Origin of the sequence: Streptomyces sp. NPDC001137, assembly GCF_040298885.1 — a bacterium.
Lineage (GTDB): Bacteria > Actinomycetota > Actinomycetes > Streptomycetales > Streptomycetaceae > Streptomyces.
Genome location: NZ_JBEPBA010000003.1, coordinates 93,321 through 114,075, shown reverse-complemented (window position 1 = coordinate 114,075; position 20,755 = coordinate 93,321). Strand labels below are relative to the sequence as shown.

Annotated in this window: 22 protein-coding genes and 1 pseudogene; 15 read left to right on the top strand and 8 right to left on the bottom strand. The window is 71.3% G+C overall.

Features of this window, described 5'->3' with window-relative positions; genetic code table 11:
- Positions 1–201 precede the first annotated feature (201 nt).
- Entirely contained in the window at positions 202–552 is a 351-nt protein-coding gene (locus ABT254_RS06440; protein WP_351464415.1) for an ArsR/SmtB family transcription factor, read from the top strand.
- 127 nt (positions 553–679) lie between these two features.
- Here ABT254_RS06440 and ABT254_RS06435 read toward each other — a convergent pair whose 3' ends face one another.
- The gene (locus tag ABT254_RS06435) at positions 680–1,033 is read right to left on the bottom strand and encodes a hypothetical protein (protein WP_351464413.1); all 354 of its coding nucleotides are present in this window, start codon (positions 1,031–1,033) and stop codon (positions 680–682) included.
- A 395-nt stretch (positions 1,034–1,428) separates the two neighbouring features.
- Positions 1,429–3,735 carry an FdhF/YdeP family oxidoreductase gene (locus tag ABT254_RS06430; protein WP_351464410.1) on the bottom strand — a complete coding sequence of 769 codons (2,307 nt, stop codon included), beginning with the start codon at positions 3,733–3,735 and terminating at the stop codon, positions 1,429–1,431.
- 152 nt (positions 3,736–3,887) lie between these two features.
- Between ABT254_RS06430 and ABT254_RS06425 the strand changes: the two genes are divergently transcribed.
- From ABT254_RS06425 to ABT254_RS06410, 4 genes are all read left to right on the top strand, one after another.
- Complete coding sequence (locus tag ABT254_RS06425; protein WP_351464407.1) at positions 3,888–4,802, top strand: LysR family transcriptional regulator; 915 nt, start codon at positions 3,888–3,890, stop codon at positions 4,800–4,802.
- 87 nt (positions 4,803–4,889) lie between these two features.
- Positions 4,890–5,483 carry a dihydrofolate reductase family protein gene (locus tag ABT254_RS06420; protein WP_351464404.1) on the top strand — a complete coding sequence of 198 codons (594 nt, stop codon included), beginning with the start codon at positions 4,890–4,892 and terminating at the stop codon, positions 5,481–5,483.
- 210 nt (positions 5,484–5,693) lie between these two features.
- Positions 5,694–6,800 carry an NAD(P)/FAD-dependent oxidoreductase gene (locus tag ABT254_RS06415; RefSeq protein ID WP_351464401.1) on the top strand — a complete coding sequence of 369 codons (1,107 nt, stop codon included), beginning with the start codon at positions 5,694–5,696 and terminating at the stop codon, positions 6,798–6,800.
- Between the two features lie 60 nt (positions 6,801–6,860).
- Positions 6,861–7,640, top strand: a complete 780-nt coding sequence (locus ABT254_RS06410) for an SDR family NAD(P)-dependent oxidoreductase (RefSeq protein ID WP_351464398.1) — start codon at positions 6,861–6,863, stop codon at positions 7,638–7,640.
- A gap of 12 nt (positions 7,641–7,652) precedes the next feature.
- Here ABT254_RS06410 and ABT254_RS06405 read toward each other — a convergent pair whose 3' ends face one another.
- Positions 7,653–8,615: an alpha/beta fold hydrolase gene (locus tag ABT254_RS06405; RefSeq protein ID WP_351464395.1), complete on the bottom strand. Its 963-nt coding sequence runs from the start codon at positions 8,613–8,615 to the stop codon at positions 7,653–7,655.
- A 120-nt stretch (positions 8,616–8,735) separates the two neighbouring features.
- On the opposite strand from ABT254_RS06405, the gene ABT254_RS06400 reads away from it, so the two are divergent.
- A complete protein-coding gene (locus tag ABT254_RS06400) occupies positions 8,736–9,533 on the top strand; it encodes an SGNH/GDSL hydrolase family protein (RefSeq protein ID WP_351464392.1) in 798 nt (265 codons plus the stop codon).
- Between the two features lie 98 nt (positions 9,534–9,631).
- Positions 9,632–10,222: a PadR family transcriptional regulator gene (locus ABT254_RS06395; protein WP_351464389.1), complete on the top strand. Its 591-nt coding sequence runs from the start codon at positions 9,632–9,634 to the stop codon at positions 10,220–10,222.
- 13 nt (positions 10,223–10,235) lie between these two features.
- On the opposite strand, the gene ABT254_RS06390 is transcribed toward ABT254_RS06395, so the two are convergent.
- On the bottom strand, positions 10,236–10,676 hold the full coding sequence (locus ABT254_RS06390; protein WP_351464386.1) for an ATP-binding protein: 441 nt from the start codon (positions 10,674–10,676) through the stop codon (positions 10,236–10,238).
- Positions 10,677–10,898: 222 nt separating this feature from the next.
- Here ABT254_RS06390 and ABT254_RS06385 point away from each other — a divergent pair.
- The 3 genes and pseudogenes from ABT254_RS06385 to ABT254_RS06375 all read left to right on the top strand — a co-directional run bounded on the left by ABT254_RS06385 (position 10,899) and on the right by ABT254_RS06375 (position 12,569).
- Positions 10,899–11,541, top strand: a pseudogene (locus ABT254_RS06385) (TetR family transcriptional regulator).
- Between the two features lie 95 nt (positions 11,542–11,636).
- Complete coding sequence (locus ABT254_RS06380) at positions 11,637–12,032, top strand: hypothetical protein (protein ID WP_351464383.1); 396 nt, start codon at positions 11,637–11,639, stop codon at positions 12,030–12,032.
- Between the two features lie 30 nt (positions 12,033–12,062).
- A complete protein-coding gene (locus ABT254_RS06375; RefSeq protein ID WP_351464380.1) occupies positions 12,063–12,569 on the top strand; it encodes a MarR family winged helix-turn-helix transcriptional regulator in 507 nt (168 codons plus the stop codon).
- A gap of 171 nt (positions 12,570–12,740) precedes the next feature.
- Here ABT254_RS06375 and ABT254_RS06370 read toward each other — a convergent pair whose 3' ends face one another.
- Complete coding sequence (locus ABT254_RS06370; RefSeq protein ID WP_351464377.1) at positions 12,741–13,244, bottom strand: MarR family winged helix-turn-helix transcriptional regulator; 504 nt, start codon at positions 13,242–13,244, stop codon at positions 12,741–12,743.
- A gap of 82 nt (positions 13,245–13,326) precedes the next feature.
- On the opposite strand from ABT254_RS06370, the gene ABT254_RS06365 reads away from it, so the two are divergent.
- The 3 genes from ABT254_RS06365 (at position 13,327) to ABT254_RS06355 (ending at position 16,997) form a co-directional block, all read left to right on the top strand.
- Positions 13,327–14,595 (top strand): multidrug effflux MFS transporter, encoded by a 1,269-nt coding sequence (locus ABT254_RS06365; RefSeq protein ID WP_351464375.1) that lies wholly within the window; start codon positions 13,327–13,329, stop codon positions 14,593–14,595.
- Between the two features lie 191 nt (positions 14,596–14,786).
- A complete protein-coding gene (gene murJ, locus ABT254_RS06360; protein ID WP_351464372.1) occupies positions 14,787–16,475 on the top strand; it encodes a murein biosynthesis integral membrane protein MurJ in 1,689 nt (562 codons plus the stop codon).
- A gap of 96 nt (positions 16,476–16,571) precedes the next feature.
- Complete coding sequence (locus ABT254_RS06355) at positions 16,572–16,997, top strand: CBS domain-containing protein (protein WP_351464369.1); 426 nt, start codon at positions 16,572–16,574, stop codon at positions 16,995–16,997.
- Between the two features lie 2 nt (positions 16,998–16,999).
- On the opposite strand, the gene ABT254_RS06350 is transcribed toward ABT254_RS06355, so the two are convergent.
- On the bottom strand, positions 17,000–17,626 hold the full coding sequence (locus ABT254_RS06350; protein ID WP_351464366.1) for an MBL fold metallo-hydrolase: 627 nt from the start codon (positions 17,624–17,626) through the stop codon (positions 17,000–17,002).
- The gene (locus tag ABT254_RS06345) at positions 17,623–18,744 is read right to left on the bottom strand and encodes a CapA family protein (RefSeq protein ID WP_351464363.1); all 1,122 of its coding nucleotides are present in this window, start codon (positions 18,742–18,744) and stop codon (positions 17,623–17,625) included. The genes ABT254_RS06350 and ABT254_RS06345 overlap by 4 nt, the downstream gene beginning before the upstream one ends.
- 105 nt (positions 18,745–18,849) lie before the next feature.
- On the opposite strand from ABT254_RS06345, the gene ABT254_RS06340 reads away from it, so the two are divergent.
- Entirely contained in the window at positions 18,850–19,611 is a 762-nt protein-coding gene (locus ABT254_RS06340; protein WP_351464360.1) for a hypothetical protein, read from the top strand.
- Between the two features lie 6 nt (positions 19,612–19,617).
- On the opposite strand, the gene ABT254_RS06335 is transcribed toward ABT254_RS06340, so the two are convergent.
- Positions 19,618–19,926, bottom strand: a complete 309-nt coding sequence (locus ABT254_RS06335; protein WP_351464357.1) for a hypothetical protein — start codon at positions 19,924–19,926, stop codon at positions 19,618–19,620.
- Positions 19,927–20,031: 105 nt separating this feature from the next.
- Here ABT254_RS06335 and ABT254_RS06330 point away from each other — a divergent pair, with 105 nt between their 5' ends.
- A complete protein-coding gene (locus ABT254_RS06330) occupies positions 20,032–20,703 on the top strand; it encodes a dienelactone hydrolase family protein (RefSeq protein WP_351464354.1) in 672 nt (223 codons plus the stop codon).
- Positions 20,704–20,755 lie beyond the last annotated feature (52 nt).

Genomic DNA, 20,755 nt, shown 5'->3' with positions numbered 1-20,755 from the left:
TCGTCACCGGTGGATTCGGGCGGTTGCCTTCCTCGGGTGCGGATTCGGTCTGGCCGGTGTCGCGCGCGAGGATGGGCGCATGTTCTGGACGAGCGAAGCGAGGTGGGAGTTCCCCCGCCCGAAGGGTGGGGGAAGGTGGATGCGATGTGCCGAGGTTCGGTCGGCAAGGTCGCGCTGTTGTAGCGGGGAGGGGGCGGCCAGGTGAGTACGCCGCTGTACCAGCTGAAGGCCGAGTTCTTCAAAACCCTCGGCCACCCGGCTCGTATCCGGGTACTGGAGCTGCTGAGCGAGCGCGAGCACGCAGTCGCGGAGATGCTGCCCGAGGTCGGTATCGAGCCTGCGCACCTCTCGCAGCAGTTGGCCGTGCTGCGGCGCGCGAACCTGGTCAAGACCCGCAAGGAGGGCTCGACCGTGTACTACTCGCTGACCAGCCCGCACGTCGCCGAACTGCTCCGGGTGGCCCGCACGATCCTGTCGGGCGTGCTGGCCGGACAGGCCGAGCTGCTCGCCGACCTGCAGGCAGCTCAGGTGGAGGGCGGGCCGCCGTCGTAGCGACGGCCTTGGAACGACGGTCGTCCCCGCCAAGGCCAGGCCGCATGCCGGGCAGTGCGCCGCCAGGGGCACCCGCCACTACGCGACCACCGGCGACATCACGTACTACCGGCACCGCAGCTGATTCTCAGCTCTGCCCTGCGTCGACACCTCCTCGCAGCCCCCACTCGTCAAGCCCCGAGTAGATCAATGCGGTGCGGCCCCCGGGGATGCCGAGTGCCTCGGCCTCCCCGGAATGCAGGGCCACCAGAGAATCAGGGCCTCTCCACCAGGTGTCTGCAAAGCCCATCACCTCGTGCACCGGCTCGTATCCGTCCAGCTCGATGCCATCGACCTCGTCGCCGACGAGCTTGGTGATCTGCTTCGCCCACATGGACGCGTGGTGGGCCAGCGCGAGCGACTCCACCCAGCCCTCGACGGTCCCGTGGAGAGGCGCCCATCTGTCTGCATGGATTCCGAACTCGCCCGACGGACTGATCATGAATGAGTAGGGGACCGCGGTCCGTTGCATCCCGGCCTCGAACCCACCACCCCGCGTCGTCCGATTCGGGCGAGTCCGGATCGAGGTACTTGGGGCCTCCGTCGTACTGGGACGCGGGTGGCAGGAGCAGACCGCCCCATCTCTCCTGGTAGGAGGCCATTCGGTCGATCACCGTTGCGGGGATGCCTTGCTCGAGCCACCACTGCCGGTGCCCCTCCACGGGCCGGACATCGACCTTGACGCCGTGCGCGCGGATGAACGATCGGGCTCGTCGAGTCAGGCCGTCCGGCACATCGTTGAAGAGGTTGAGATTCACCAGGGTGACGCTACCCAGCGGCCCGAGGGGCGTGGGGTCGGGGCTCGGCGACCTCGTTCGTACCGCCGGGCCCGACTGCCTACGCCGTTGCCCGCTCGGCCGCCCGTTCCAGGCGGACGATCACGCTCTTCGACGTCGGGGTGTTGCTGATGTCCGCGACGCTGTCGAGGGGCACCAGGACGTTGGTCTCCGGGTAGTACGCGGCCGCCGAACCCGGGGGAGTGGAGTAGCCGACGACGCGGAAGGCCTCCGCGCGGCGCTCCGAGCCGTCCGACCAGATGCTGACCAGGTCGACGAGGCTGCCGTCGGCCAGGCCGAGGTCGGCGAGGTCGGCGGGGTTGACCAGGACGACGCGGCGGCCGCCCTTGATGCCCCGGTAGCGGTCGTCCATCGCGTAGGGGATGGTGTTCCACTGGTCGTGCGAGCGCAGGGTCTGCAGGACCAGGTGGCCCTTGGGTGCCTGGAGCATCGTGAAGTCGTTGACGGTGAAGGCGGCCTTGCCGCTGGGGGTGCGGAACACGCGGGAGTTGACCGGGTTGGGCAGGCGGAAGCCGCCGGGGTGCCGTACTCGCTCGTTGAAGTCGTGGAATCCGTCGACGACTTGGGCGATGCGGTCGCGGACGAGGTCGTAGTCGGCCTCGAAGTCCTCCCAGGGTATGTCCGGTTCGCGGCCCAGCACCCGGCGGGCCAGGCGGCTGATGATGGACACCTCGCTCAGCAGGTGCGAGGACGCGGGGGCGAGCCGGCCGCGGGTGGCGTGGACCTCGCTCATGGAGTCCTCGACCGTCATGAACTGCTCGCCGCCCGCCTGGACGTCACGGTCGCTGCGGCCGAGCGTCGGCAGGATCAGCGCGGTGCGTCCGCACACCGCGTGCGACCGGTTCAGCTTGGTCGAAATGTGCGCCGTCAGACGGCAGTTGCGCATGCCGCGCTCGGTGGCCTCGCTGTCGGGCGTGGCCCGCACGAAGTTGCCCGCGACACCGAGGAAGAGCTTGGCCCGGCCGTCTCGCATGGCCCGGATGGAGTCCACCGAGTCCAGGCCGTGCGCGGTCGGCGCGGTGAAGCCGAACTCCTGCCCCAGCCGGTCCAGGAACGCCTGCGGCATCCGCTCCCAGATCCCCATCGTGCGGTCGCCCTGGACGTTGCTGTGCCCGCGCACCGGACACACCCCCGCGCCCGGCCGGCCGATGTTGCCGCGCAGCAGCAGGAAGTTGACGACCTCCCGGATGGTGGGCACGCCGTGCTTGTGCTGGGTCAGGCCCATGGCCCAGCAGACGATGACACTGCGGCTGTTCAGCACGCGCGCGTGGACCTGCTCGATCTCGTCGCGGGTCAGCCCGGTGGCGTCCAGGACGGCATCCCAGGACGTGGCGCGGATCCGTTCGGCGAAGGCGTCGTAGCCGGTGGTGTGCTCGTCGATGAACGCCCTGTCCAGGACGGTGCCCGGCTCCTTGTCCTCCGCCTCAAGGAGCAGCAGGTTCAGCGCCTGGAACAGGGCCAGGTCGCCGCCGGGGCGGATCTGCAGGAACTGGTCGGCGATGTCCGTGCCGCGGCCGATGACTCCGCGTGCCTTCTGCGGATGCTTGAAGCGCAGCAGCCCCGCCTCGGGCAGCGGGTTGACCGCGACGACGCTGCCGCCGCGCCGCTTGGTCTCCTCCAGCGCGGACAGCATCCGCGGGTGGTTGGTGCCGGGGTTCTGCCCCACGACGAAGACCAGATCGGCGTTGTAGAGGTCGTCGAGGCTGACGCTGCCCTTGCCGATGCCCAGGGTCTCGTTCAGGGCCGAACCGCTGGACTCGTGGCACATGTTGGAGCAGTCCGGCAGGTTGTTGGTGCCGAAGGCCCGCGCGAACAGCTGGAGCAGGAAGGCCGGCTCGTTGGCCAGCCGCCCTGAGGTGTAGAACAGCGCCTCGTCCGGGTGGTCCAGGGCGCGCAGCTCCCGCGCGAGCAGGTCCAGCGCCTCGTCCCAGCCCACCGGCTCGTAGTGGGTCGCGCCTTCGCGCAGCACCATCGGCTCGGTCAGCCGGCCCTGCTGGTTGAGCCAGTAGTCCGACTTCCGGCTCAGCTCGTCCACCGAGTACTGCCGGAAGAAGTCCGCGGTCACCCGCCGGGAGGTGGCCTCGTCGCTGATGTGCTTGGCACCGTTCTCGCAGTACTCGTTGCGGTGCCGCTCGCCCGGTGCGGGCTCCGGCCAGGCGCAGCCCGGGCAGTCGAAGCCCTTCGCCTGGTTGATGTTGAGCAGGGTCAGCGCGGTGCGCTTCGGTGAGGTCTGGCCCAGCGCGTACGTGAGCGCGTGCACGACGGCGGGAGCGCCGGTGGCCCAGGTCTTGGGCGCCGAGACCGACAGCCCGGCCTCGTCCGCCCCGTCCTCTTCGAAGTCCCGCATCGCACACCACGCCCTCTCATCCGAACGACACTCTTGGTCAGCGCGTCGGACCAGGTCAAAGCGGAAGTTCCTATCGCGTGACAGGCGGCACCGATCAATGCAGCGTGTCCGGCCCCGGCGCGTTACGGCCGCGGGCGAGGGATCATGGGAAGGTGCTCCTGCGTCAACTCGAATACCTCGTCGCCCTCTCGCGCGCCCGCCACTTCGCCAAGGCGGCGCAGGCCTGCTTCGTCTCCCAGCCGACCCTGTCCGAGGGCATCCGGAAACTGGAGGACGAGCTCGGCATCCCCCTGGTCCAGCGGGGCCGCAGGTTCGACGGCCTGACACCGGAGGGTGAACGTGTCGTGCTGTGGGCGCAGCGCATCCTCGCCGACCGGGACGCGATGCAGGGCGAGATCCAGGCACTGAGGGCCGGTCTGACCGGGCGGCTGCGCATCGGCACCGTCCCCACCGCCGCCACGGCGGTCGCGCTCCTGACCCAGCCGTTCTGCGCCGCCAATCCGCTGGCGACCGTACAGGTCTTCGCGGATCTGCAGTCCGTGGACATCGTGAACCGGCTCCAGTCGTACGAACTCGACGCAGCCGTGACCTACCACAGCACCGTCGTCGAACACGGCTTCAAGTTCGTCCCGCTGTACCTGGAGCGCTACGTCCTGCTGATCCAGCGCTCCGGCCGCACCTCGGGCCCGGCCGAGATCTCCTGGGAGGAGGCGTCCCAGTACCCGCTGTGCCTGTTGCATCCCGGGATGCAGGGGCGTCAGGTCCTGGAGGCGGCCTTCGAGGCGGCGGGCGTCTCCGTGACCCCGCGCGTGGAGACGGACTCCATCGCGTCGCTGTTCGCGCAGGTCAGAGCCGGGTACTGGGCGAGCGTCGTACCGCACGCCTGGCTCCATGTCTTCGGCGTGCCCGCGGGCATGCAGGCCGTTCCCCTGGTCCGCCCGGTCCGCACCGAGCGCATCGGCCTGGTCCTCCCGGCGCGGGAGCCCGTCTCGGTGATCGGACAGGCACTGATCGACGCCGTCGGTCAGGCGGGCGTGGCGGCCGCGCTGGAACGGCTGCCCGACTAGCCGGGACCGATGAGTTTGCCGGCGACCGAGGGTCTCCCCATCAAGTGCAGGCGGGCTGCAGCGAGACACAGAACGGGAGAGATCCTCATGGGGAAGGTCACCACCTCGGCGTCGATGTCCCTCGACGGGTTCATCGCCGGGCCGGCCGAGACGGGTTTCGAGCATCTCTTCGCCTGGCACCGCAACGGCGACATCGAGGTGCCGTCCGCCGACCCGCGCTGGTCCTTCCGGCTGTCACCGGCCAGCGCGGATCATCTGCGGCACCAGATGGCCGCCTTCGGGGCACTCGTGGTCGGCCGCCGGCTGTTCGACGTCACCCAGGGCTGGGGCGGTAGGCACCCCTTCGGCGTGCCGGTCTACGTCGTCACCCACCGGGCGCCCGCCGACTGGGCGCACCCGGAGGCCCCCTTCACGTTCGTCACCGACGGCCTGCACAGCGCGATCGAGCAGGCGAAGGCCGCCGCCGGTGCGCGTGACGTGGGCGTGGCCGCGGGCGACCTGGCCCGCCAGGCCCTGGACGCCGGGCTGGTGGACGAGATCCACGTCGACCTCGTCCCCGTGCTCCTGGGCGCCGGCACCCGACTCGTCGGAGACCTCACCAAGGCTCCGATCACGCTCGGTACACCGCGAGTCGTCGAGAGCGCCGGAGTCACCCATCTCTATTACTCCGTCGACAAGTAGCGAGGGAAACCCGCAAAAGGCACCGCCTGGTACGCCCCTCGCCCCGGGGGACGTGAGCGACAGCCGTGCCGTCGCGTTCGCTTCACAGAATTCCCACAAAGCCCCATGAGAGCTTTAAGTTTCAAGCGGTACGCTCGTTCGCAGTTCGAGTGGCCGAGGAAGCCCACATCGCGGCGCTCGCATCCCCCCCACAGGCACAGGAGACGCGTGGTGCGCGACGGCGACGTAGTGGTGATCGGCGGCGGCTACGCGGGAGTGCGGCTGGCGAAGCGGCTGGACTCGGTGGCGCGGGTCACACTGGTGGACCGCAAGGAGGTCTTCTTCCACCGTATCGCCTCGCTGCGGGCCGGAGTTCGCCCGGAGTGGTCGGTGACCCCCTTCATCCCGTACGACCGGCTGCTGCGCAACGGACGGGTGGTCGTGGGCAAGGCGGTCCGTATCGACACCACCGAGCGCCAGGTCGTGCTGGCGACGGGGGAGAGGCTGCCGTACGACGTGGTGGTGATCGCCACCGGCGCCGACTACCCCGAACCGGCCCGCTTCACCGGCACCACCACCGAGGAGGCGGTCAAGTCCTTCGCCGGGCACCAGCAGAAGGTGGCGGCGGCCGGGCATGTCCTCGTCGTCGGCGGCGGCCCCTCCGGTGTCGAACTCGCCGCGGAGGTACGCCTGGCCCGGCCGGACGCCCGGGTCACCCTCGCCCACTCCGGGCCGGCGCTGCTGCACTCCACGGGTGTCGAGCGGGCCGGGCGCAGGGCGCGGGCCTGGCTGGAGTCCCACGACGTCGAAGTACGCCTCGACTCGTTCATGGCGCCCGGCAACGACTTCGGCACCTATCGCGACGCGCACGGCACCGTCATCGAGGCCGACCTCTCCTTCTGGGCGACCGGCACCACGCCCAACACGCTCTGGCTGCGCCTGTGCGGACACGGCGACTGGCTGAACCCGGCCGGGCACGTCAAGGTCGACCGCACCCTGCGGGTCGAGGGACTGCTGGACGTCTTCGCCGTCGGCGACGTGAACGACGCCACCGAACTCAAGATCACCCCTGCCGCGCTGGCCCAGGCCGACCTCGCCGCCTGGAACATCCGCACCTACCTGAACAGTTCCGGCAAGCACCGCAAGCAACCGCGCCTGTACCGGGCGATCCACCGCCCCCCGCTCATCGTGCCCTTCGGCCCGGCCGACGGGCTGACCCTGCTGCCCGTGCCGGGCGGCGAGAGCGCGGTCCTCGGCGGCCGCACCTCGGTGCTGGCCAAGGCGAAGACCCTCATGACGCCGTACATGAGGCGCCAACTCGGCTACACGGCAGCCTGAGATACAGGCTCGGCCCTCCCGCGTCCAGGGCGCGGTCAGGGGTGTGTCTAGGGTGCGGGCATGACCTCGCAGACGTACCTCTCCGAACTGTTCTCGCTCAGCGGCCGCGTCGCCGTGGTGACCGGCGGCAGTTCCGGCATCGGCCGGGCCATCGCCGGGGCCCTCGCACGGGCCGGGGCGAGCGTGGTGGTCGTGGCGCGCGGGGAGACGGAGCTGGCCGCCACGGTCGACGAGCTGACGGCCGACGGCTGCCGGGCGGCCTGGGTCGGCGCCGACCTGGGCAGCAGAGACGGCGTGCGGGCGGCCGCCGAGCAGGCGGCCGGGGTGTTCGGGGAGCCCGACATCCTCGTCAACAGTGCCGGGATCAATCTGCGGCCGCCGATGGGGGAGTTGGGCGAGGACGTCTGGGACACCACGATGAAGGTGAACCTGGAGGCGCCCTTCCTGCTGGGCCAGCGGTTCGGCCCCGGCATGGCCGAACGGGGCTTCGGACGGATCATCCACATCACCTCCCAGCAGGCCCACCGCGCGTTCGTGCAGAGCGGGGCCTACGGGGTGTCCAAGGGGGCGCTGGAGTCCCTGGCCCGTTCCCAGGCCGAGGCGTGGTCGCCCTACGGCGTCACCTGCAACACGCTCGTACCGGGTTTCGTGATGACCCCGCTCAACGAGCGGCTGTCCTCCGACCCCGAGAAGGTGGCGGCGCTGGCCGCGCGCACCATGGTCGGACGCAACGGTCTGGCCGACGACTTCGCGGGTGCGGCGGTGTTCCTGGCGAGCCGCGCCTCCGCCTATGTCACCGGGCAGGCCCTCTTCGTCGACGGCGGACTGTCCGTCCACTGATCAGGCCACGGTTCACACGAGTTCGGTGAGGAAGCCGATGAGCGCCTCGTTCACCTCGCGGGGACGCTCCTGCTGCGTCCAGTGGCCGCAGCCGGCCAACTTGACGGGTTCGCGGCGCAGATCGGGCATCAGGTCCGGGAGGGCGGCGATGAGTTCGGGCGTGCCGGGGAAGGCCGGGACCAGGTCGCGGTCGCCGTACACGTACAGGGCGGGCGAGCCGACGACGGCGCCGTGCCAGGGGGCGGTCAGTTCCCAGTTGCGATCGAGGTTGCGGTACCAGTTGAGCGCCCCGGTGAAGCCCTGGGAGAAGCTCTCCGTGAGGGCGTCGAGATCCTCCTCGGTGAACCAGTCCGGCAGGGTCTCGGGGTCCTTCATGGTCGCCAGCCAGCCCTGGCCGGGTTCGATCAGCGGCTGTTCGCCCGAGCCGACGCCGGGCGCGTCGCCGGAGGCCGTGTAGAAGATCTTCCTCAGGGCCGTGCGGGTGTCCTGCGCCAACTCCGCGTCGGCGACACCGGGTTGGCTGAAGTAGTTCCAGTAGAAGCGGCCGTCGAACCGCTCGTCCATGACGACCAGTGGCGGCCGGGAGCCACGGAACGGCGGCGGCACGCTCAGACCGGCCACGCCGCGCACGACGTCCGGCCGCAGCAGCGCGGTGTGCCAGGCGACCGGGGCGCCCCAGTCGTGCCCGACGACGAACGCCTGCTCCTCGCCGAGTGCATGGATCAGCCCGACGACATCGCCGACCAGGTGGAGGATGCTGTAGGCGCTCACCTCGGCGGGCCGGTCGCTGCGCCCGTATCCGCGCTGGTCGGGGGCGACCACGCGAAAGCCCGCGTCGGCCAGCGGACCGAACTGGTGATGCCAGGAGTGCCAGGACTCGGGGAAGCCGTGCAGCAGCACGACCAGGGGGCCTTCGCCTTCCTCCGCGACGTGCAGCCGAATGCCGTTCACGTCGACCATCCGATGCTCAACCATGGCCACGAGCCTACGTTCTTCGTGATCTTCGGAGGGCTGATATAGTCAACAATGCGAGTAGGAGATTAATCACCTATGCCGATCGGCAGTCGTGCGGTGTCAACGGAGGGCGGCAGGTCCGTGGCCGGCAGTGGATATCTGCGGTACGTCGCTGTCGGTGACAGCCAGACGGAAGGCGTCGGAGACGGCGACGACGTCCGGGGCCTGCGCGGGTGGGCGGACCGGCTCGCCGAGCAGATCGCGCGGGAGAGCCCCGGCCTGCTGTACGCCAACCTCGCCGTGCGCGGGCGGCTGGTCGGACAGGTGCGTGCCGAACAGCTGGCGCCCGCCCTGGAGTTGCGGCCCGACCTCGCCACGGTCGTCGCGGGCCTCAACGACGTGCTGCGGCCCCGGTTCGACGCGGACGAGGCCGCCGGCCATCTGGAGGCCATGTTCGCCGCGCTCACCGGACAGGGCGCCCGCGTCGCCACGGTCACCTTCCCCGACCCGGGCCGGCTCGTCCCCGCGGCCCGGCCGCTCGCACCCCGCGTCCTCGCCCTCAACGCCCGCATCCGGGAGGCGGCCCGACGGCACGGCGTCGCCGTGGCCGACTCATGGCCCCACCCGGCCGTGACCGATCCCCGGATGTGGAGCCCGGACCGGCTGCACGCCAGCCCGCGCGGCCACGCCCTCATCGCGGCCGCCGTCGCCCACGCCTTCGACCTGCCGGGCAGCGACGACAGCTGGACGCGACCGCTGCTCCCCGAAGCGATGGCCCGCACGGGCCTGCGGGCCGTGGGGGCCGAACTGCGCTGGGCCGGCGCCTTCCTGGGGCCCTGGATCGTACGGCGGGTACGGGGCCGCTCCTCCGGCGACGGCCGCCAGGCCAAGCGCCCCGCGCTGCTCCCGGTGACCGCATTCGCCGACGGCCCCTCCTGAGCCGTAGCAGGACTGAGCCCCAAGTCGCGCCGTCAGGCGCCCGCCCCCGCCGTGGTAGTCGTCCCATTGACTAATCAACAAGGTGTTAAATTGGGGCAATGGCTCTGCGCAACGCGGTGATGGCCGCGCTTCTGGAGGGTGAGGCGTCCGGATACGACCTCGCGAAGGGCTTCGAGGCTTCCGTCGCCAACTTCTGGATGGCCACCCCGCAGCAGCTCTACCGCGAGCTGGAGCGCATGGAGGGCGAGGGACTCGTCTCCGCGCGGGTCGTCCAGCAGGAGCGCCGGCCCAACAAGCGGCTCTTCTCGCTCACCGAGGCGGGCCTGGAGGTCCTGCGCGACTACGTGGGCGAGGCCCCGGCCAAGCCGCCGGCCCTGCGGGACGAGCTGATGGTCAAGGTCCAGTGCGTCGACATCGGTGACGTCGGGGAGTTCGAGGCCGTACGGGCCTCGGTCGCCGAGCGGTTCGAACGGGCCACCGCCAAGCTGGCCCGCTACCGGCGCATGCAGGACCGCATGCTCGACGGGCGCACCGAGGACGAGTACCTCGCCACCGCCGAGCGCATCGGCCCCTATCTCACCCTGCTGGGCGGGATCGCCCTCGAGCGGGCGAACCTGCAGTGGAGCGAGACGGCCCTGAAAAGGCTCGAACAGCGCGCCGCGGCACTTGCCGGACCGTCCGGCGACTGACGCGGCCGATGCGCTACCTGCGCGGCTTCTGCAGTCCTGCGACGGTGTGCGGGCGGGGATGGCGCACCAGGGCCCACACCGTCTTGCCGTGGCGTCCGCGCGGCCGGACACCCCAGGTCTGGGCGAGCTGGTCGACGAGGTGCAGGCCGCGCCCCTTCTCCTCGTCGCCGGTGGGCACGTCGTGCAGGACCGGCGGCGCCGGGCTCTCGTCGGAGACGGCTATGAAACAGGAGCCGTCCGCCCGTGCCGTCACCGCCATCTCGAACTCGCGCTCCAGGATGGGGCCGTGACGCACCACGTTCGCCGCCAGCTCCGAGGCCAGCAGGACGACCCTCTCCGTCATCTCGTCGTTCGACGCGTGCCCCCAGCTGGCCAGATGCTGCCGGACCCGGTACCGGGCGAAGCCGACCGAAGCCGGATGACGGGGAAGCCGGAACGCCTCACGTCTCAGCACACGCATCCCTCCCGAATGACATGGAAAAGATCTCGATACTCGAATAAGCGCACAGTGACAGATGAATGTCACTGCGCACACGAGGGGCGGCCGAATCTGGCCATATCTGGCCGAGGGACGCCTACTGCCCGGTGCGTAGCCGGTCTGGTCAGACGGGCGCCGTGCCAAAATGGACGCCATTCCCGCTGCTCAGCCCTCCCGCCCGCACGCAGAGGTTGATCCGTGACCAAGCCCGCCGCCCGTGTGCCGCTGCGCCGCAACTCGCGGTCCAACCGGGCGCGCATCCTGGCCACGGCCCGCCGGGAGCTCGGCCGCAACCCCGACATCACCCTCGAGGAACTCGCACGCGCCGCAGGCGTCGTACGGCGCACGCTCTTCGGGCACTTCCCCGGCCGCTCGGCTCTGCTGGAGGCGCTCGCCGAAGAGGCGTCGGAGACGTTCAGGGAGGTGCGGGGTACGGCCCGACGAGCCGGCCGACCGGGCGTTCGCGTACTTCGTGCTGCGCATCTGGCCGGTGGGCGACCGCTACCGCATGCTGCTGGGCCTGGCCCGGCGGGACCTGGGTGCCGAGCGGGTGACCGAGGTGCTGGCCCCGGCCCGCGAGCTGGGCACGGCCATCCTGGAGCGCGGACAGCGGGACGGCGTCTTCCACTCCCATCTGCCGCCCGCCGTGCTGAGCGCCGGACTCGAGGCGATGACGGTCGCGCTGCTGGAGGAGGTCAACACCGGGGCGCTGGAGGACGACGGGACCCGTACGGCCGTCGCCGCGCTGATCGCGGCCGGCGTGCCGGAGAAGCGGGCGGGCGCGGTGGTCGAGGAGGTCGCGGCGACCGTGCCCCGAGAGGCGCCGGCCGCGGACGGGTGAGCCGCGGATCCGGGTGATCTCGTACCGGGCACGGATTGGTTGCGGCCCGGACGTCCCGCCGTACACGTGGTGCGGCTGCGGCAGCATGACGAGGCATGAGCCGAGACCTGCGAGCGCCCTGGCCGTTCGTGCTCGGCCTCGTCCTGGTCGCTGTGGTGTCGGCGCTGCGGCCGCTGGAGGGCGCCCTGGTGCAGCGTTACGAGCGAACCCGCCCGGACGTCGGCCACTACCGCCCATGGCTGCTCTGGCCGTGCCTGGCCGCATGCGCCGGCGCCCTCAGCCGCTTCGCCCCGCGCGGGTTCACCGACGACGGCCGCTTCCCCGCGCTGCCCGCACTGGGTCTGGCTCTGGGCGCCGTGCTGGTACTGCTCCACCGGAGGCCGGTGCAACCCATAAACGAGGCCTTCGCCCACGGGGTCGCGCAGACCAGCCCGGTCGGCGGGATACGCTCGCCTGGGCGAGGAACGCCGGAAAAGACGAACAAGGTGTGATTGAAAATTCAAACGCGATAGAGTGGCCGCATGTCCACTTCGCCGCGCTGGCTCAACGCCGAGGAACGACGGGCCTGGCTGGCCTACGTCGACTTCTCCACGCTGCTCGCCGACTATCTCAACCGCCAACTGCGGCGCGACGCGGGCATGACGCATGCCGACTACAGCCTGCTCGCCTATCTCTCCTCGACGCCCGACGGCGTCCTCGGCATGTCCGAGCTGGCCCAGCGGCTCAAGATCACCCGCAGTCGGCTCACCCATGCGGTGAACCGGCTGCGGGAGGTCGGCCTAGTCGACCGTCGCGAGGACCCCGATGACGGCCGCGGCCAGCTCGCCGTCCTCACCGACGAGGGTCGAGCCCTGCTGGACCGGGCCGCGCCGGGCCATGTCGACGCCGTGCGCCGGGCCGTGTTCGACGCCCTCACCCCGGAGCAGGTACGGCAGTTCGCCGAGATCGGCGAGGCCATCAGCGACGCCCTGCACCGGGTGGAGAGCGCCGAGACCGATCCGGCGGTCCTGCCGTGGCGGCGCAGGTAGGACTCAGGTGGTTGAAGCCGAGCAACGACGTATCGGCGCGGATCCGCACGCCGCCGCCCAGAAAGACCGTGCCGCGCACCGTGGCGAACGGGTTCAGTGTGCAGTCCGTCCCCGTCGCCAACAGCCCGGTGACATACGCCTGCCCCGCGATGTACGAGGACGGGGGCCCGTTCAGCCGCGGCCCGCCCCGGCCTCCATGGCCTCCACGAGCCGGCCCAGCGCCTTCAGAACCCACTCCCGGTCCTCGCCCAGACCCGCCAACAGCTCCACCTCGGCGGCGAGTTGGCGGGGGAACAGCTCGTCGACGGCCTGGGCGCCGTCAGGGGTGATGGTGACCAGGGCGGCGCGGCGGTCCGCGGGGTTGGGGGTGCGGGCGATGAAGCCGCGCCGCTCCAGCTTGCCCAGCGTCTTGCTCACGCCCGCCCGGGACAGGCCCATGCGCTCGGCCAGACTCCGGGCGATCACCGGCTCGGTGGTGTGCCGCAGCGGGATGAGCATGTCGACCTCCGGGGCGGTGAGCGGAGCGCCCGCGTAGAGGGGCTCCACGGCGCGGCCGAGCAGACCGGTGGCGTGCTTGAGCAGGCCGACCAGCTCCATGGGCGAGGTGTCGAGCCCTGGATTGTGCGCGGCCCACTGCAGGCGGGTCTCTGCCGGGGAGGCGGGGGAGGAGGGCATGCGGCTCGCCTTCTCGCTGTTCGGGGTCTCACTGCTCGGACGGAATTCGTTAACCAGTGAACTATTGGTTACCGTTATGCTCATGATATCCCGGTCTTCGTTCCGTTCCGCAGCCCCGCACGCAACCGATCGCCGGTCGGCTTCCCTGCGCGGCACCGCTGCCCTGGTCGCGGTCCTCGGCTCACTGACGGCGGTCGCCCCGCTCGCCATCGACATGTACGTACCCGGGTTTCCCGCCATGGGGGACGCGCTCGGCGCGAGCAGCTCGGCCGTGCAGCTGACCATGACCGCGTTCCTGGCCGGGTTCGTCGTCGGACAGCTGCTGATCGGGCCGCTCAGCGACGGACTCGGGCGGCGCCGGCTGCTGATGTCGGGGCTGGCCGGTTTCGCCGTGCTCTCCCTCGTGTGCGCCGCCGCCCCGAACATCGGCGTGCTGACCGGCGCCCGCTTCCTGCAAGGCGTGACCGGCGCGGCGGGGACGGTGCTGGCCCGGGCCGTCCTCACCGACCGCTTCCACGGACCCGAACTGCCGCGCCACTTCGCCGTGTTGTCCCAGATCATGGGTGTGGCGCCGGTCGCCGCACCAGTCCTCGGCGGAGCCATCCTCAGCGTGTCCACCTGGCGCGCGGTGTTCGCCGCACTGGCCGCGATGGGTGTCCTGCTCGTGCTCGCCGTGCTGCGGACCGTGCCGGAGTCCCTGCCGCCCGAGCGGCGGCACGGCGACGGGCTCGCCGGCACTTTCCGTGCGATGGGCGCACTGGCCGCCCGCCGCACGTTCATGGGGTACGTCCTCGTGCTCGCGCTCGTCTCCGCCGCGCTGTTCACCTACATCAGCGGCTCCAGCTTCGTCTTCGAGAACCTGCACGGCGTCTCGTCGACGACGTACTCCCTCATCTTCGCGAGCAACGCCGCCGGCATGCTGATGGCTGGTGCGGTCTTCTCCCGGCTGGTCGGACGGGGCGTACGACTGAACACACTGCTCACGGCCGGTGTGTGCGTGGCCGCGGCCGGCGCCCTGGCCCAGGTGCTGCTGGTGGTGCTCGCCGGCGAGACCCTCCTCGGCACCTGGCTCACGCTGTTCGTGACCCTCGGCGGCATCGGCATGATCTTCCCCGCCTCGATGAGCATCGGGCAGACGCTCGGCCGGCACACCCCGGGTGCCGCCTCCGCACTCCTCGGCGGCCTGCAGTTCCTCTTCGGCGCCCTCGCCTCGCCCCTGGTGGGCCTGTTCGGGGAGAACAGCTCCCTGCCGATGGCACTGATCATGCTGATCGTGGTGGCGGCGGCGGGAGTCGCCCTGCTGACGCTGGCCCGGCCGTGGCGGGGGCAGGGGGAACCGGCCGCCGCCTGACGAGTACGGAGGACGGGCACCGATGTCAGTGGCTTCTCGTACGCTCCGGCAGATGACACACCACCGCATCGAGCCACGCACCCCGGAAGGCAGGGCTGGTTTCCCGAGGACCGGTGGTGGATGAAGCGGTGCGCGCAGTGGCTCGGCGGCGGCCGGCGGGTGTGGGGATCTTGATGGCATAGGTTGGCCGCATGAAGCAGGGGGAGCAGCCCGCGACGCCGACCACGTCGTCGGGCGACACAATACGAGGGCGGCGTGCCGCCCGGCGGAGGACGGCGGCGACAGGGGGACCGGCCCGGTCGTCGATGCTGATGGCCGTGGCCACTGTCGTGTCCCGCGCCACGGGGCTGATACGGCAGGTGCTGCAGGCCGCGGCGCTGGGCGTGGGCCAGCTGGCGGGCACGTACAACACCGCGAACACGGTGCCGACCAGCCTGTACACGCTACTGATCGGCGGCGCGCTGAACGCAGTCCTGGTGCCCCAGCTGGTGCGGGCACGCGCCACCCATCCGGACGGCGGCCGGGCCTACGAGCAGCGCCTGGTGACCCTCGTGGTGTGCGTGCTCGGCGCGGGCACCGCGCTGGCGGTGTGGGCCACACCGCAGATCGTCGGCGTCTACATCCAGGACACCCCGGACCGGCACGAGGCCTTCCAGCTCACGGTGACCTTCGGCCGGTTCCTGCTGCCGCAGATCTTCTTCTACGGCCTGTTCGGCATCTACGGCCAAGTCCTCAACGCCCGCGAGAAGTTCGGCGCGATGATGTGGACCCCGGTCCTCAACAACGTCGTTCTGATCGGCATGTTCGGCGCCTACCTGGGCCTGATGACCGTCCCGGGGCGGGTCGAGGACATCACCGCGACCCAGGTGCGGTACCTGGGCATCGGGACCACCGCCGGCATCGCCGTACAGGCCCTGGCGCTGATCCCGTTCGCACGGGCCGCCGGATTCCGCCTGCGCCCCCGGTTCGACTGGCGCGGCACCGGCCTGGGCGCCGGTGTCCACGCGGCGAAGTGGACGCTGCTGTTCGTCCTCGCCAACCAGGTCTCCCTGGCGGTGGTCACCAACTATGCCAACGCCGCCGACGCGCAGATGCCGAAGGCCGGCGTGGGCTACGCGAACTACATGTACGCGCAGACCATCTGGATTCTGCCCCAGTCCATCGTCACGGTGTCCCTGGTGACCGTGCTGCTGCCGCGGATGAGCAGAGCCGCCGCCGAGGGCCGTGTCGCGGACCTGCGCGCCGACCTGTCGCGGGCCCTGCGTGTCAGCGGTGTCGTCATCGTGCCCGCCGCCTTCCTCCTCCTCGCGCTGGGCCCACAGATCGCCACGCTGATGTTCGCCCACGGCGCGTCCAACGCCACCACCGCACAGCCGGGCGGCCAGATGCTGCAGGCCTTCGCCCTCGGCCTGATCCCGTTCTCCGCCCAGTACCTGCTGCTGCGCGGCTTCTACGCCTTCGAGGACACCCGCACCCCGTTCTTCATGGCCGTGTGGATCTCAGCGGTGAACATCGCCCTGGCCACCGCCTGCCATGTGCTGTTGCCCGCCCGCTGGTCCGTGACCGGCATGGCCGGCGCCTACGCCCTGTCCTACCTCGTCGGCCTCGCGCTCACGGCGCGGCTGCTGCGCCGCAGGACCGGCGGCCCGCTGGACGACGGCGCCCTGCGCCGCACCTATCTCAGACTGCTGGTCGCCGCAGCCCTCGCAGCGGCCGCCGGCTGGGGCGCCGCACACGCCTGCGCCGGCTTCCTGGGCAGCGGCACCTGGGCCACCGCGGGTGCCCTCGCCGTGGGAACACTCGTACTGGCGCCGACGTTTCTCGCCCTGGCCCGTCTCCTGAAGATCGCAGAGCTGCGCAGCCTGCCCGGATTGCGGTGACGCCCGCCCAGCGCAGGCCGACGGTCGGTTTACCGCCTGCGCTGCGGGCTACGCGGGCGAGTGCACCACCCCGCCGATGCTGGACCTGGAGCTGCCATGACCCGGAAGATACGCGACGTGATGTCACCCGGCGCGGCCGCCGTCGAGCCCATGACCACGGTGGCGCGAGCGGCCCGTCTGATGCGGGAGCAGGACGTCGGCGACGTACTGGTGGCCTACGACTGCGACCTGTTCGGTGTGCTCACCGACCGGGACATCGTGGTCCGGGCCCTCGCCGCGGGACGTGACCCCGCCGTCACGACCGTGGGCTCGGTGTGCACGCCACCGCCCGTGGTGACCCTGACACCGGACGACACGACCGACCGCGCCATGGAGCTGATGCGCACCCACGCCGTCCGCCGCCTCCCGGTCGTCGAGCGCGGCGGCTGCCCGGTCGGGATCGTCAGCATCGGCGACCTCGCCGGCACCGAGGACCCGCACACCGCCCTGACGGACATCAGCAGGGCGGCCCCGAACCGCTGACCTCAATCCTTCTCGCCGAGCCTGAGGGAGTACGTGCGCCCCTCGACACCCCACTCGCCCACCGGGGGCCTTCGCCCGGCGTCGAGGGCCCGGATGCTCGGCCGGCCGATGTGGGCGTGGACCAGCCGTCGTACGCCATGTCGTACGGACTGTTCGGCCACGGCCTGCACGGTGGCATGGCCGCCGACGCCACCGCGGAACCGGATCGGGCGGCCCCAGGCGGCCGCCTCGGCGAACATCAGGTCCGCGCCCGCCGCCCAGGCCGGGAACTCCCAGAACTCCGGCGCCCGGACGACCACCGGCCCGGCCGTCTCGATGCGGTAGCCGTATGCGGGATGTGAAGTGTGCACCACCGGCACGCACCGCAACCGCAGCTCGCCCAGTCGCAGGTCACCGGCCTGGATCCGCACACCGTGGACGCTCGCGCCGCGCCGCAGTGCCGAGCGGAGTTCCGCCTGCTCGTCGGTGACCAGCCAGGCATCCAGCGGTCCCGGCGGTGGTTCGGCGCCGGGACCGCCGTCGAGGACGACGCGATGGCCACTCCAGCGCAGCAGCAGCCCGGCGGGCGCGAAGCGGGGTGAGTTCATCGCGCCCACGCCCAGCAGCGTCAGCCGCAGCCATCGGTTCACGATCCGGTCCGGGAGCGGTGCGTCAGCGTGAGGGTTCCGTCGGCATCCAGGGTCATGTGTACGGCCTCGCTGAGGCTGTTCAGTGTGGCGCGCAGCCAGTCGCGGTCCGCGTCCGATGCGGGCTCGAGCCGCATGCGCCGGGCCTGCAGGGGCACCATGCGCAGGCCGGTCAGGCGCCCCGTGTCCGCGGCGACCGTGACGAGGTAGGCGATCCGCAGGTCGTCGCGGTACTCCTCGTAGCCCCCGATGCCCTCGTAGTCGTCGATGAAGTCGCCGCAGCCGTACAGGATCAGCCGGTCGCGGTACACCTCGATCCGGCGGGGGTGGTGCGAGGAGTGGCCGTGGACGACGTCGACACCGCCGTCCACCAGGGCGCGGGCGAAGCGGACGTGCTCCCGGGGCACCCGGTGGCCCCAGTTCGAGCCCCAGTGCACGGACACGACCACGAGGTCGCCCGCACGCCTCCCCTGCCGCACCCGCCGCACCACCTCCGCGGCCGCGGCCGCCGACACCTCGGGCAGCCAGGCGACCCCGGGCCGGTCGGAGGTGGCCGCCCAGCCCGGCGGAACACCGCTGGAGTGCGCCCCGAGGGCGAACACCAGCACCCGGCCGCCTCCAGGGACCGGCACCGCGGCAGGCGCGTAGGCCTCCTCGGCGCTGCGTCCCGCTCCCACCGCCCGCAAGCCCGCGCCGGCGAGTGCGTCCAACGTCTCCGCCAGGCCCTCGCGTCCGAAGTCCAGCACGTGATTGTTGGCCAGGACGCAGACGTCCGGGGCGGCCACGGTGAGGGCGGGCAGGTTGGCCGGATGCATGCGGTAGTGGATCAGCTTGTCGGGTGCGAAGGCGTCGCTGCACGTCACGGACGTCTCCAGATTCACGATCCGGACGTCCGGGGCGGCCCGTTCCAGCATGCGCAGCGCCTGGCCCCATGGCCAGGAAAGGGCGACGGGGGCGGGGATCGGACCGTTCACCGACTCCGCCAACCGGACATAGGAGCGGGCGTCCTCGACGTACCCCTCCCGCAGTTCCGGCCCACCGGGATGCGCCAGGATCTGATCGACGCCGCGCCCGAGCATCACATCACCGCACAGGAACAGCGTCACCGCGCCGCCGCCCATGCCCCCACGGTAGCGGCGGCCGCTAGGACGGGGCGAGCGTGAGCCGGTGCGCTTCGGGTAGGTGCAACGACGACCAGGGAACGCACCGCACCGCGGGAGAACCCCATGAGCGTCACCCTCGTTCACCCTCGCCCCAAGTTCGCTCCGGCGCGCCTCACCGAGCCGCCGCCCTCCGGCTACCTCCACATCGCAGCGGCGGTGGAACCTCCGGGCGGTATCGGCAGGCCCGGTCACAGCCGCGGCAAGACGCATCTGCTCGATCTGCTGCGGGCCGAGGCGGAGGACCTGGCCAGCCTGGGCGAGGTGAAACGAGCGAGCGTCTACCGGGCCGCCGCCGTGGCACCGACCGTCGGCCTGCACCCCTCCGACACCGTGCACCCGGCCCGCTACGACGTCGTCGTCCTCGTCGAGACCAGGACACCGCAGGACATCGACCAGGTGCGGGAAAGCGCTGCCTACCGTCACCTGTGCCGGCGGCTGGAGCAGGCCGCCGGCGACGTCCATGTGATGGCGGCCCGCTGCGGCAAATGCGTCGCCGACGTGGGCCGCAGTCAGGAAGGCCTCTTCCAGTTCAGCTATTTCGTCGGTGACGATCCCGAGCTCATCGCGGACCTCTGGGAGCACCTCGCGGGCTGGTACGCCGTCGAAACCGGTCTCGACAACTCGCTGCTGCTGCAGCCCCTCGACGGCACGACCTCCGACTACTGCTTCGTCGGCCACGCCCACTGGGACCTGGGGCTGGCGGCCGTCGCCCTGCGCCAGTTCACCAAGCCGAGCTTCTACCGTTTCCTGCAGCCCACGCTGAAGCAGAACCGCACGACCGTGATGCCGGTGCTGTATCACCTCGTGCGGCTGCGGGACCGGTGAGGCGGTTCAGGCCCGCTGGTCCGGTCCCGTCATGTCGTCGACACGGGTCGTGTCACCGGAGTGGCGCGTGCGCACCCTGCGGTGGCGGCGATGCGTCGGGCGGTGCGAGGCGCCGCTGACCGCGGTGGCCAGCGCCAGGCAGAAGATGAGCGCCAGCGCGAGGCCCGAGCTGAAGACGGCCAGTGTGTTCATGGTGGCGATCTGGTGATCGAGCACCGAGACGGTGTAGTCGGGGCCCCCGGACAGGTTGCCGGCGATCGCCAGGGCGGTGAAGGCGCCTGTCGCCCCGAGGAGAAGCAGTCCGATGAGCAGCATCCGATTCATCTCCTCGCAAGAGGTGTTCCACCGCTACGGGTACCCGTGACCCAGCAGGCCATACGAGGCCCTGCCGGGCCGGCCACGAGGAAGAAGATGATGGCGATGATCTCCCAGCTGATCTCGGTTCCCGCCGACGGCGTGGCCCTTCCGGGCGATCTGGTCCTGCCCGATGAGGCCCGCGCGGTCGTGGTGTTCGCGCACGGCAGCGGCAGCTCACGGCACAGCCCCCGCAACCGCGCGGTCGCCGCCGAACTGCGCGGTGCCGGACTGGGCACCGCCCTGATGGACCTGCTCACCGAGGAGGAGGACCGCAGGGACGCCTCGACGGCGGAGTACCGCTTCGACATCCCCCTGCTGGGCCGACGCGTGGTCGCCGTCGTCGACTGGCTCGAAACCCAGCCCGACACCCGTACGCTGCCGGTCGTCCTGTTCGGTGCCAGCACCGGTGCGGCAGCGGCCCTGGTGGCCGCCGCCGAGCGGCCACGGCGGACCCTGACCGTCGTCTCGCGGGGCGGGCGCCCCGACCTGGCCGCCGACGTACTGCCGGGCGTACGGGCCCCGGTACTCCTGATCGTCGGCGGCCGCGACCCGGAAGTGCTCCGGCTGAACCAGGCGGCCGCACGGGAGCTGAGCGGTCCGCACTCGCTGCGCATCGTGCCCGGCGCCACGCACCTGTTCGAGGAGCCCGGAGCGCTGGAACAGGTCGCGGAGATGGCACGGAACTGGTGCGAGGACCGCCTCAAGATCGCAGACGAGGCCGCGTCGGAGCAGTGACGGGCCGACTCCACCCCGGGGGGGACGGAGGGACGACCGGGGCGCGTGCTTC

What these genes read in the sequence shown, in the direction of transcription:
- ABT254_RS06435 (WP_351464413.1), bottom strand. Translation starts at nt 1,033, where the DNA reads ATGATCAGTCCGTCGGGCGAGTTCGGAATCCATGCAGACAGATGGGCG.
- ABT254_RS06430 (WP_351464410.1), bottom strand. Translation starts at nt 3,735, where the DNA reads ATGCGGGACTTCGAAGAGGACGGGGCGGACGAGGCCGGGCTGTCGGTC.
- ABT254_RS06420 (WP_351464404.1), top strand. Translation starts at nt 4,890, where the DNA reads ATGGGGAAGGTCACCACCTCGGCGTCGATGTCCCTCGACGGGTTCATC.
- ABT254_RS06410 (WP_351464398.1), top strand. Translation starts at nt 6,861, where the DNA reads ATGACCTCGCAGACGTACCTCTCCGAACTGTTCTCGCTCAGCGGCCGC.
- ABT254_RS06405 (WP_351464395.1), bottom strand. Translation starts at nt 8,615, where the DNA reads ATGGTTGAGCATCGGATGGTCGACGTGAACGGCATTCGGCTGCACGTC.
- ABT254_RS06395 (WP_351464389.1), top strand. Translation starts at nt 9,632, where the DNA reads ATGGCTCTGCGCAACGCGGTGATGGCCGCGCTTCTGGAGGGTGAGGCG.
- ABT254_RS06380 (WP_351464383.1), top strand. Translation starts at nt 11,637, where the DNA reads ATGAGCCGAGACCTGCGAGCGCCCTGGCCGTTCGTGCTCGGCCTCGTC.
- ABT254_RS06375 (WP_351464380.1), top strand. Translation starts at nt 12,063, where the DNA reads ATGTCCACTTCGCCGCGCTGGCTCAACGCCGAGGAACGACGGGCCTGG.
- ABT254_RS06370 (WP_351464377.1), bottom strand. Translation starts at nt 13,244, where the DNA reads ATGCCCTCCTCCCCCGCCTCCCCGGCAGAGACCCGCCTGCAGTGGGCC.
- ABT254_RS06365 (WP_351464375.1), top strand. Translation starts at nt 13,327, where the DNA reads ATGATATCCCGGTCTTCGTTCCGTTCCGCAGCCCCGCACGCAACCGAT.
- murJ (WP_351464372.1), top strand. Translation starts at nt 14,787, where the DNA reads ATGAAGCAGGGGGAGCAGCCCGCGACGCCGACCACGTCGTCGGGCGAC.
- ABT254_RS06355 (WP_351464369.1), top strand. Translation starts at nt 16,572, where the DNA reads ATGACCCGGAAGATACGCGACGTGATGTCACCCGGCGCGGCCGCCGTC.
- ABT254_RS06345 (WP_351464363.1), bottom strand. Translation starts at nt 18,744, where the DNA reads ATGGGCGGCGGCGCGGTGACGCTGTTCCTGTGCGGTGATGTGATGCTC.
- ABT254_RS06340 (WP_351464360.1), top strand. Translation starts at nt 18,850, where the DNA reads ATGAGCGTCACCCTCGTTCACCCTCGCCCCAAGTTCGCTCCGGCGCGC.
- ABT254_RS06335 (WP_351464357.1), bottom strand. Translation starts at nt 19,926, where the DNA reads ATGCTGCTCATCGGACTGCTTCTCCTCGGGGCGACAGGCGCCTTCACC.
- ABT254_RS06330 (WP_351464354.1), top strand. Translation starts at nt 20,032, where the DNA reads ATGATCTCCCAGCTGATCTCGGTTCCCGCCGACGGCGTGGCCCTTCCG.